General features: G+C 45.6%; 9 protein-coding genes and 1 pseudogene. 9 read left to right on the top strand and 1 reads right to left on the bottom strand.

Going from position 1 to position 7,663, the window contains the following annotated elements; translation table 11 throughout:
* Nucleotides 1–177 (bottom strand): annotated as a pseudogene (locus AZ66_RS30925) (globin domain-containing protein); the annotation flags it as partial.
* Nucleotides 178–827: 650 nt separating this feature from the next.
* Here AZ66_RS30925 and AZ66_RS24255 point away from each other — a divergent pair.
* The 9 genes from AZ66_RS24255 to AZ66_RS24215 form a co-directional block, all read left to right on the top strand.
* Nucleotides 828–1,469, top strand: coding sequence for a YitT family protein (locus tag AZ66_RS24255; RefSeq protein ID WP_028531224.1), 642 nt, complete (start codon nt 828–830; stop codon nt 1,467–1,469).
* A gap of 166 nt (nt 1,470–1,635) precedes the next feature.
* Nucleotides 1,636–2,427, top strand: coding sequence for a hypothetical protein (locus AZ66_RS24250; protein WP_021256625.1), 792 nt, complete (start codon nt 1,636–1,638; stop codon nt 2,425–2,427).
* Between the two features lie 133 nt (nt 2,428–2,560).
* Nucleotides 2,561–2,878 (top strand): hypothetical protein, encoded by a 318-nt coding sequence (locus AZ66_RS24245; protein ID WP_156160067.1) that lies wholly within the window; start codon nt 2,561–2,563, stop codon nt 2,876–2,878.
* A gap of 419 nt (nt 2,879–3,297) precedes the next feature.
* A complete protein-coding gene (locus AZ66_RS24240; protein ID WP_044357212.1) occupies nt 3,298–4,077 on the top strand; it encodes an SDR family oxidoreductase in 780 nt (259 codons plus the stop codon).
* A 108-nt stretch (nt 4,078–4,185) separates the two neighbouring features.
* Entirely contained in the window at nt 4,186–4,338 is a 153-nt protein-coding gene (locus AZ66_RS31610) for a hypothetical protein (protein ID WP_156160066.1), read from the top strand.
* A 694-nt stretch (nt 4,339–5,032) separates the two neighbouring features.
* On the top strand, nt 5,033–5,518 hold the full coding sequence (locus tag AZ66_RS24230; RefSeq protein WP_036621555.1) for a cation:proton antiporter regulatory subunit: 486 nt from the start codon (nt 5,033–5,035) through the stop codon (nt 5,516–5,518).
* 19 nt (nt 5,519–5,537) lie between these two features.
* Nucleotides 5,538–6,788 (top strand): cation:proton antiporter, encoded by a 1,251-nt coding sequence (locus tag AZ66_RS24225; RefSeq protein ID WP_021262523.1) that lies wholly within the window; start codon nt 5,538–5,540, stop codon nt 6,786–6,788.
* Nucleotides 6,789–6,881: 93 nt separating this feature from the next.
* The gene (locus tag AZ66_RS24220; RefSeq protein WP_021262522.1) at nt 6,882–7,124 is read left to right on the top strand and encodes a hypothetical protein; all 243 of its coding nucleotides are present in this window, start codon (nt 6,882–6,884) and stop codon (nt 7,122–7,124) included.
* Between the two features lie 215 nt (nt 7,125–7,339).
* Nucleotides 7,340–7,663, top strand: a 324-nt coding sequence (locus tag AZ66_RS24215; RefSeq protein WP_044357211.1) for an endonuclease/exonuclease/phosphatase family protein, incomplete at its 3' end; no start/stop codon positions are given.

Below are 7,663 nucleotides of genomic sequence, written 5' to 3'. Positions count from 1 at the left end.
ATTGGCAAGCGCCATCTGCTGTTTGCCATGCCGTTGATTGGCGTGGTTGAATACATTAAGCAGCTCTGGATGATTGCCGAACAAGAGCTGATAGAAGCGTGTTGTAATTTGAGGGCCGTGCTCAGCTAATACAGGAACTGTAGATTTCACAATTTCAATCGTGCGAGGTTGTAACATAAGAGTTTCCTCCTTTTTAATGACGACCATATGATGCGCAGTAGATTATGAACAAATGCATGCGGCATCACAGTGTTTATGCTGCTATTGTATAGATGTGATATTCGTCACAATGTGATCTCGCGCACACTAAATATGATAGCTTTATGAACATGATGAAAAAATAGATGATTAACAGAAGAGGAACGCAATAACGAATAGGACAAAATTGAAAAATGAAATGTAAAAGTGTCCAATTTGTGAGTATTTCAGAGGAAATCAGGGAGGATATCGATCTTAACTAGGACTATGCCAAGCTCGGAGCAGTTCATTGCAAATAAATCCGAACGACAGCGATATTTGCAGAATGGGATTGGTTTAGAGGGAATATACATTATGGTATAATACAATCAGTAAAGCAATACAAAAGACAAAACAAGAAAGGATCAGGATACCAATGCGTCCCCGAAGGATGAAACCCCAAAGGACAGTCTGGAAACGTTATGATCTTTCTTACATCTAGCTTCTTCTCGTTGATTTGTCAATTGTCGCTATGACGGAGACTGACACGAGAAGGATGCGTGAATTATGATGGTTCGAAGGATAGGAACCCCTATCCGTCTCCTCTCGGTTAGTCGAAGGGCTACATTACGAAACGAGAGGTTACGAAGATGGGGAACGAACAATTACGTAAGATTTTTTGGATGATGGTAGGATCAATGTTGTTGGCTTTCAGTTATTATCACATTAATTTTCAGAATCATTTGGCTGAAGGCGGGTTTGTTGGTTTAGCGCTGCTTGGCAAGTATACGTTTAATTGGTCGCCGGCGCTGACCGTGTTATGCATGGATGTTCCGGTATTTATTGCTGCCTGGTTTTTGAAAGGTCGGACATTCATTATGAATACGGCAATTGCAACAGGAGTGTTCTCGTTAACGTACGAGATGTGCGAGCGCTTTTCGCCATGGAATATGAATCTAGGCGGTAATATGGTGCTTGCAGCTGTTCTATCTGGATTGTTGACAGGACTTGGAGCAGGTCTCGTGCTGCGTCATGGAGGCGCTTCAGGCGGTGATGACATTCTGGCACTATTTATGAGCCGTAAGATGAACTTAAGCATAGGTACAGTATTTATTATTTTTGATATAGCGGTATTGCTGCTGTCCTTATTCTTCCTGCCGCTTGTCGACACGCTGTATACGATACTAGCTGTCAGCATAGCAGGCAAGGTAATTACGTGGACGGTACAGATTGGCACGACACGCAGTCGTTCCATCCCGGTACGACCAGCAGTTCGGCATCAACACGGATAATCAAGCACAAGCTTGGGATACAGAGAACCGTTCGGTTGCTTCCTGATCAGGGAGGACTGAACGGTTCTTTCTTGTTATATTCGAAAAAAAATCAAAGGCAGAATGCATGTTCGCTCATTCTCCGTCATATTCTTGATCCAAGGACAGGTAAGAGAGGAGGGACGATATGGAAGCGATCATTAAAGCGATGCTTGACAAGCTGCCGGCATGGTCATATCAGCTCTTTGCTGTTGTGATTGCGGCAGGATTGGTGTTTTATTTCATTAAAACACTCTATATTAACAAGAAGTTTACCGAAGTTATTCATGAGGTGCTCAATCGGGAGGATCGAATGAAGCTGCTGCAGGATAAGGTGGACAATTTGCAAGTGACAGGAGGCCTCACGGAGCATGCATCTTCTCAAATGCTGTCCGCGCTGCGCAATATGAAGCCGTTCGCTGATGCGCTTAATGGGTTGCGGGGAATGGCAGACCCGTATGCTGTTCTTCACGAATCGAACTTCCTGCTGCAGCGGATGTTGGATATGCTCGCCGTAGATATGAAGTGCGCTCCAGGCGGTCATCATCGCTGCGGCATTTGGAAGTATGAGGAGCCCATACTAATTCTACAGCTTGCTTCGGTTGGCTTCCCGAACCATTATGTTGGGCAGCGTCATCTTCATATCGATCGCTCTGTAGCGGGACGTTCCTTCCGTAAGCAGGTTACTGTCCAATGTGCAGATGTGCTGAAAGACGAGGATTGGGAACGCAATCAAGAATCGAAGAGTCCCTACCGCTCATTGATTTGCATTTCACTTGGAACGTACGGTGTATTGACGATGGATGGCTTGGAGCCGTTCAATGAATCCAGTGCGGTCATCGGTGAATTGTATGCAGCGATTATGACAGGAATTCTTGCCGAGCAGCAGGCGGTATTAGAGCTTGGCGAACCTGCTCAGATTGACTCTGCCCAAGGATAAACATCAGGAACTCGGTATAAGCGCCATTGTCATTGATAAGGTGAGGTACATGGGTGCCTATGTTATAATGAAGGCAAACGCTGATGGAGCAAAGCCGTTATGTGCACCGAGTCAGTCAGAAGGGGAATTGCGTATGAAAAAATGGATGTGGATTGTCCTAACTGTAATCGTACTCATTGGTGGAACCGCTGCATTTACGATTGGCTTCGTGAATTCCACGATGATCGAGCCAGGCAAGGCGGCTGTAGTCGTGCAAGAATATGAAGGCAGTGTCAAGGCCATAGAAGCAGAGCGGCTTACGATTCATTCGGGGGATCGTGAGGAAGTATTCCGCTTGACTGGATCCACTGATCTTCAAGGTGAGGAGTTCCGGAGTATTCATCCTGGAGCAAACGTGCGCATTGGGGTCAATAAAGGAAGAGATATTGTATGGCTGCGATTGGTTCGCTAGTTGAAAATGGCGCATGATGTAATGACACAAAGCATGAGAATGGGAGCTCGGCATACTGCCGGGCTCTTTTTTGACAGTGCTCATCCCAAGCAAAGTACGTGCAGCCCGCGGCGGGTGATGGCGAGAAAACCTTGATATATTACGAATATAGGCATACTATAGAGCATAGGAGATGTATGAGAGGGGATTCATATTTAATATGTGGACTTTGTAATGGAGCCGTAACTGAATAGATCGTACCATTCCGAACGAGATTCGATGACGGGATAGGTGTGTCTATTTATACCCATTACAAGGAACGCAAGGTTAAGTGTTATGAACTGACCAAGCAGACGCCATGGGTGTCTGCTTTTTTTGGTACATGGGCATCTCCGATACGCTTGCGATTGCCGTTCCTTACCCATAAGGAGACGATAAATATGGACAACGAGAACAGACGTAATATTGCAATTGTAACTGGAGCAAGCCGCTCTAGAGGAATTGGTGCAGCTATTTGCAGAGAGCTTGCAGCGAAAGGCGTCGAAGTGTTCTTTACGCACTTGTGCCAATATGATAAGGCGACCGGCTATGAGGACGCGAACGGAAGCTGGCCAGAGCAATTTGCACAGGAGCTTAGGGAGTACGGGGTTCGGGTGCAGCATATGGAGCTCGACTATTTCGATGCCAATGCTGCTGTTCGGCTGCTGGATGAAGTCGAGAATCGCCTAGGCAGACCGACGATCCTCATTAACAATGCTACACATTGTGTAGAGGTGGACCATCACCATGTGACGGCACAGATTATCGATCATCATTGTATCGTGAACGTTAGAGGAACGATGATGTTATCAGTGGAATTCGCGAAGCGGCTTGAGGCTGCGGAGGAGGGCGGCAGAATCGTGAACTTCGTGTCCGGGCAGGACAAGGAACCGCAGCCTGGCAACTTGGCCTACGCTGCTTCGAAGGGGGCAATATCCGCCTTCACTACTTCGTTGGCTGCTGAACTGGCATCTCATCATATTACAGTGAATGCGATCGATCCTGGTCCGACCGATTCCGGAATGGAAGCGTTCGTGCAGGACTTCTTAAGACCGAAGTTCCCAACAGGGCGCATTGGTACACCAGAGGATGCAGCACGCTTAGTGTCATTCCTGGTGAGTGACGAAGCAGAATGGATTACGGGGCAAATTATCCATTCAGATGGGGGCTTCCGTAATTAGGCGCATGAATGATTCTGAAAAAAATGAAACGTTTCCACTTGTACTGCGTAGTATCTAGTAACGCTCATTTCTACGACTGAGGAGGATGCAACGATCTATTTCACAGTCATGATCGGCATGTTTAGTTTATTCGATTATATTACAGCTCAATCGAGCGTGGAGTTTCATGAAGAGAAGGAAGATCTTGAAGAACAGGACAGTCATGGTGATGATAAGGATCCACAATCATCTGGCGCAATGTCGATTGGAGCATCGAAGTGAACCATTGCAGTTAAGCGGAATCGCGTTCATCCAGAGAATGGATGTTCGATCTTTCTTGCTTGATACAGATCTGCATGATAATCTTTTTTCTAATAAAAAATGTACAATTAACTAACGACAGGGGGTGCGATATGACAAGATTGGGTGTGCAGTGGAAGAACAACAGCATACTTGGTGTTGTGTGTGTTGCCCTCCTGCTTTTGTGTTCGGTTTTTCCCACGTTTATGGTTGAAGAAGATCGCGTCAACTGGAACAATCCCTCCAAGCTGGCGAAGTCTTTCCATGAGAAGCAGTTTATACCAGTTTCACGGCATGCCTCTGCCATGAAGCAGCTATTTATGAAGAAGATTGTAGTGATGTTTATTCTCTTCTTCAAGGCATTCATCTTTAGTATGCCCCCTGTTATTAGGTTTCTCCACAGTTGTTTCTTCGTTATACGGAAGCGTTTATTTCTTATGCCTATCAAATTCACCTCTACGTTCGTAGTATAAATCTCTTACATTCATTTACAAGACTGTACTTGAAATTGAATAAGGAATAGCAGTGCAGGATGTTCTCTATGGCATTAAAAATCGTTATCTACATGGATTATTTTGTGCTGCATGAAAGATGTGTTTGACATGTATACAAAGTTCCTTATTTCACAATGTGAGGAAAATAAACCTATGGACGGTTGGAGGGATTTCATTTGAATATGAAAGAAACAGAATTGCCAGGAATCGGTCGTAAATATCAGTTGGAAGCTCGCAATGGAGATCAATTGGTCATCATAGTACATGATGATGGACGTCGGGAGATGTATCATTTTGATCAGCAGGATCAAGAAGAGAGTATTTCGATGGTGACATTGGAAGATGATGAGGCGCGCGCAGTTGCTGCTATCGTTGGTGGGCTTATCTATAAGCCGAAGGCACTCGAGACGGTCAATGTTGCCTTGGATGACCTCATGATTGAATGGTACAAGGTGGAGCCTCATGCAGCCTGCGTTGGCAAGAGCATCGGAGAAATTAAAGTACGTGAAACGACAGGGGCAACGATTATAGCGATTCTTGAAAAAGATAAGAAAATAATCAATCCAGGACCTGATGTCGTGTTATCTGCTCATACAACGCTTGTCGTTGCAGGGGAAAGACAACATATTAAGCTGCTTAAGCCTTGGCTGTTAAGTGGAAGCGAATAAGCAGAAAACGGGGTGAACTATGGATACGATTATTTTCGAGGTTGGATTAGCTATTGCTTTAATTGGACTAGTGGGCGTTATTGCAACGAAGCTTCGCTTCTCTGTCATTCCTTTCTATATTCTAATCGGGATGGCGGTAGGGCCGCACGCGCCGCACTTTTGGATATTTGACTTCCGTTTCATTGAGAGTTCAGTCTTTATTGATTTTATGGGTCGTATTGGAGTATTGTTCCTGTTGTTCTACTTGGGGCTAGAATTCTCCGTAGGACGCTTGCTCAAATCAGGGAAATCCATCGTGGTTGGAGGAATTTCCTATATTGCGATTAACTTCGTCTCCGGCTTGTTGATTGGATGGCTGATGGGAATGCCACTTGCGGAGACACTGGTCATTTGCGGGATTATGACAAGTTCATCAACCGCGATAGTAGCGAAAGTATTGGTCGATTTAAAACGGACGGCGAATCCGGAAACTGAAGTGATTATGGGCATGATTATGTTTGACGATTTATTCATCGCCATTCATATGTCCATTTTGTCCGGTCTTGTACTTAGCGGGGGCGCATCCCTCGGAACGGTACTGATGACAACGGGATCTGCACTTGTATTCATTTTGTTATTCATTATTTTGGGCCGCAAGGCGATGCCGTTCATTGATCGAATCTTGAACGGGAAATCATCAGAACTGTTCCTTATTTTGGTGATGGCAACACTGTTCCTCGTAGCTGGATTTTCGGAAACGCTGCATGTGGCAGAGGCGATTGGAGCTCTATTGGTAGGACTTGTACTTGCTGATTCCCAGCATGTGAAGCGGATTGAACATTATGTGATTAACTTCCGTGATTTCTTTGGAGCTGTGTTCTTCTTCAGCTTCGGCTTAACGATTGACCCGATGACATTGGGCGGAGCAGTTGGTATGGCGATTATCGCCGTGATCTTGACAATAATCGGGAATGTCATCGCAGGGATGCTGGCAGGACGCGCAGCAGGCTTATCGAGCCGTGCTTCCATTAACATTGGTTTCACATTGGCCTCAAGAGGAGAGTTCTCCATTATTATGGCGAATATCGGCAAGGCTGGAGGGCTGCTTCCGGTTGTCCAATCTTTTGCCGTGCTATATGTATTGTTGCTGGCGATCTTAGGTCCGCTCTTAACGAAGGAGTCCAAGCGCATATACAACCTGGTCGATAAGGGGATTCAAGGGAGTAAAGCGCTATTCGGGAAGAAGCGAGTTCGTGGCAAGGAACAGAGCGCGAATTCAGATGGTGTATAGTTGGATGGCCATCTTTAAAAATTGGGTACGTTTTGAGAAAAATAGGTTATATTATATATTGTAAGGCATACCCATTCAAGGGAGGGATAGCGTATGAATATCACTATCGATCTCACGCAGATTGGGAGCGCTTATGAACACAAGGATTGGAAACAGGTGGATACAATCTATAGACATGCAAGGGAACGGATGATGGCGGGCGATACTGTCATCTTACAGCGAGACATACCTAACCGTGCTCCTATTGCGGTAAGAACCTTCGAACAGCTGGATGAGCTGGAAGAATGGATTCGCCATATGGAGGACGAGTACTGTCTAGCAGAACCCTATGCGTAATGGAACATTCCATCTATGATGGTTACGAATTTGAGCCGCTGAGCATTCAGCGGCTTTTTTGTTTGTTCTCCTAGAGGACAGGAAGGGGAATCGAGCGTTAAGGAGAATGTCAGTGATAGAACTATGCATCTTGTCATGTTCATCCGAAGCGGTTCATATAACTACACGTTAGGGGGGTTCGTAATGAGCGTTACTTGGCTGGGGAGGGAATTCATTTGATAAGGGACAAGGGTGATGCGTTTGTTCAAGAAATGAAGAGCGGGCGTAACCTAAATGTGATGACATTCAATATCTGGAGAGGCAGTACATCGATTGATCAGGTTGCGGAAGCCATTCGAACCGCAGAAGCGGATGTGATCGGCATACAAGAAGCAGATGGACAGCTTCCTGCACTCGCTCGCAAGCTGAACTATTACTATGATGAGGGGCACAGTATTTTGAGCCGGTATCCACTTCATCAATCGGCGCATAAGGAGTTCATATGGATAGAGGTTGAGCCGGACGAGGTGGCTGCCATGGGCAATGTTCACCTGTGCCAC

The sequence above is a fragment of the Paenibacillus sp. E194 genome, from assembly GCF_000935845.1.
Classification (GTDB): Bacteria; Bacillota; Bacilli; order Paenibacillales; family Paenibacillaceae; genus Paenibacillus_B; species Paenibacillus_B alvei_B.
Note: the sequence above shows the minus strand (reverse complement) of the source record. Positions and strands in the feature narration are given on the sequence as shown.